The 3,186-nt window shown below is 71.9% G+C and carries 2 protein-coding genes; one reads left to right on the top strand and one right to left on the bottom strand.

The window, feature by feature from the left end; translation table 11 throughout:
* The coding region (locus tag ACFVGO_RS30835; RefSeq protein ID WP_380635291.1) for a TIGR03767 family metallophosphoesterase at window positions 1-1,480 on the top strand (1,480 nt) is incomplete at its 5' end.
* 124 nt (window positions 1,481-1,604) lie between these two features.
* Here the strand turns inward: ACFVGO_RS30835 and ACFVGO_RS30830 are convergent.
* Complete coding sequence (locus ACFVGO_RS30830; protein ID WP_359901675.1) at window positions 1,605-3,122, bottom strand: precorrin-2 C(20)-methyltransferase; 1,518 nt, start codon at window positions 3,120-3,122, stop codon at window positions 1,605-1,607.
* Window positions 3,123-3,186 lie beyond the last annotated feature (64 nt).

Genomic DNA, 3,186 nt, shown 5'->3' with positions numbered 1-3,186 from the left:
GGACGACCGCCGGACCGGCCTCGCCAGCTTCGTCCAGTTCAGCGACCTGCACCTGGTGGACACCGAGTCCCCGGTGCGCTTCGAGTACCTGGCCAAGCTCAACGGCAGCGCCTACCGGCCGCAGGAGGCCCTGAACGCCCGCGGTGTCTCGGCCCTCGTCGAGCGGGTCAACTCGCTCGCCGGCGGCCCCTACACCGGGATGCCGTTCAGCATGGTGATGGCCACCGGCGACAACACCGACAACCACGAGCTCGCCGAACTCGACTGGTACCTCAAGGTCATGGGCGGCGGCCGGCTGGCCCAGAACACCGGTGACCCGAACCGCTACGAAGGAGTGCAGAACTCCGGCAACGCCGCCTACTGGAACCCCGAACTCTCCTACAGCGACGGCTACAAGGCGAAGGGCTTCCCGCAGATACCCGGCTTCCTGTCCGCCGCCGGCCGCCCCTTCGACGCGCCCGGCCTGCGCACGCCCTGGTACACCACGGTCGGCAACCACGACGACAGCATCGAGGGCTCGCTGCCGGACCTCGGGCTGCTGAACGACCTGTACGCCGGCCAGTACAAGCTGGAGGGCTGCGACGACGCCACGGCCGCCCAGCTGATGGACTCGCTGCGCCGCGACCCGGCGGGCGCCGTGCTGCTGCTCGCGAAGCTGATCGCCAGCGGTGACCTGGTGCGCAGGATCACCCCGGACGATCGCCGCCGGCCGTTCACGCTCAAGGAGTTCGCCAAGGCCCACCTGAACCCGGCGGTCACCGGCGCGGGCCCGTACGGGCACGGCTTCACCTCGGACATGGCCAACAGCGGCAAGCTCTACTACACCTTCCGCATCTCGGAGAAGGTGGTCGGCATCAGCCTGGACACCACCAACCAGGCCGGGTTCGCCGACGGTTCGCTGGGCACCGCGCAACTGCGCTGGCTGGAGCAGCAGTTGAAGGCGCACAGCGGACACTGGTACGACGCCGACGGGCGCAAGGTGACCGGTGGGAGCACGGACGAGCTGGTCCTCGTCTTCAGCCACCACACCAGCGGCACGATGGGCAACCTGCTGCCGGACCCGCGCAACATCTTCGAGGGGCGGCACGACGGCAACGAGCTGGTGGCGCTGCTCCAGCGCTACCCGAACGTGGTCGCGTGGGTGAACGGGCACACCCACATGAACAAGATCACGCCGCACGGCCACGCGGTGCCGGAGCGGGCGTTCTGGGAGATCAACACCGCCTCGCACATCGACTACCCGCAGCACGGGCGGATCATCGAGATCGCGGACAACGGGGACGGCACGCTCTCGCTGTTCACCACGCTGATCGAGTCCTCCGCACCGTACGGGACGGACTTCGGCAGCACCTCGGACGCCAACCTCGCGGCGCTCTACCGCGAGCTGTCGTACAACGACCCGAACGGCCGGCCGACGGCACTGCTGGGCACGGACGGGGACCACAACACGGAGCTGCTGCTCACCAAGCCGACCCGGTAGCAGCGGCCGGGGTCCGGCGAACGGCCGCCAACGGGTGACGGCCGACAGTCGACGGATGGCGGATGACAGCTGACGGATGACAGCGAACAGATGATGAAATCTGTTCGCTGTCATCCGTCGCCCGTCACTCCTCCGGGTACCGCCGCGGCGTCCAGACGACCTCCACGCCGCCGCCCCGCTCGACCGCCCGGGTCTGCGAGGAGCCGATCAGCAGGACGGTCCGCATGTCGACCAGCGCCGGGTCCAGCTCGCCCAGCCGGACGATCCGCACCCGCTCGGTCGGGCCGCCGACGTCGCGGGCCATCACCACCGGGGTCTCCGGCGCCCGGTACTCCAGCAGCAGGTCCCGGGCGAGACCGACCTGGGTGGTCCGGGACTTCGAGCCCGGGTTGTACAGCGCGAGCACCAGGTCCGCCCCGGCGGCGGCGCGCAGCCGCTTCGCCACCACGTCCCAGGGCTTGAGCCGGTCCGAGAGCGAGATCGTCGCGTAGTCGTGCCCGAGCGGGGCGCCGACCCGGGAGGCGGCCGCATGGGCGGCGGTCATCCCCGGGAGCACCCGTACCGGGACGTCCCGGTACGCCTCCTCGCAGGCGACCTCCAGCACCGCGGTGGCCATCGCGAACACCCCCGGGTCGCCCGAGGAGACCACCGCGACGCGGTGGCCGCGCCGGGCGAGGTCCAGGGCGTACTCGGCGCGCTCCGACTCCACCTTGTTGTCCGAGCCGTGCCGCCGCTGCCCCGGCCGTTCCGGCACCCGGTCCAGGTAGGTGGTGTAGCCGACCAGGTCGGTGGCCTCGGACAGCGCGCCGCGCGCCTCGGCGGTCAGCCAGAGCGGTCCGGCCGGCCCGGTGCCGACCACGGTCACACTGCCGACGCCGTCCGACAGCCGGATCTCCGGCTCCAGCGGAGCGACCTTGCTCGGCAGCACCGCGACCGAGAAGTACGGCACCGTCCCGTCCTCGACCTCGGCGAGCGGCGCGACCCGCTCCCCCGCCATGAAGGCCCGCTCCACGTACTGCGCGTCCGCCAGCCGCCCGGCCCGCTCCAGGGCCCGGCGGACGGTCGGGAAGGTGCGCCCCAGCTTCATGATCACGGCAGAGTCGGCGGCCGCGATCCGCGCCGTCAGCTCCTCCTCGGGCAGCGTGCCGGGGATGACGGTGAGCGTCTCCTCGGCCTCGGTCAGCGGCTGTCCGAGCCGGGCGGCGGCCGCGCTGAGCGAGGTCACGCCCGGCACCACCTCGGTCGGGTAGCGGTGCGCGAGCCGCTTGTGCATGTGCTGGTAGGAGCCGTAGAAGAGCGGGTCGCCCTCGGCGAGGACCACCACGTCGCGCCCGGCGTCCAGGTGGGCGGCCAGCCGGGCGGCGGCCTCCTCGTAGAAGTCGTCCAGCGCGCCGCGGTAGCCGCCCGGGTGGTCGGTGGTCTCGACGGTGAGCGGGTAGACCAGCTTCTCCTCGATCTGACCGCCCGTCAGATACCGCTCGGCGATCGAGCGCGCGATGGACCGCCCGTGCCGGGCGCTGTGGTAGGCCACCACGTCGGCCTTGCCGATGAGCTCGGCGGCCCGGACGGTCACCAGCGACGGGTCGCCCGGGCCGAGCCCGACGCCGTACAGCCGGCCCGTGGGGTTCTGATGCTCCGTCACTCCTTCCTGGACCCGTTGCCCTCGGGGTCCGAGGTCCGCGAGGGCCTGGGCATCGGGGCCGAGG

The sequence above is a fragment of the Kitasatospora sp. NPDC057738 genome, from assembly GCF_042798815.1.
GTDB classification, from domain to species: Bacteria; Actinomycetota; Actinomycetes; order Streptomycetales; family Streptomycetaceae; genus Kitasatospora; species Kitasatospora lactacystinica.
The sequence above is the reverse complement of the archived record's forward strand: the minus strand, read 5'-3'. Positions and strand labels throughout refer to the sequence as shown.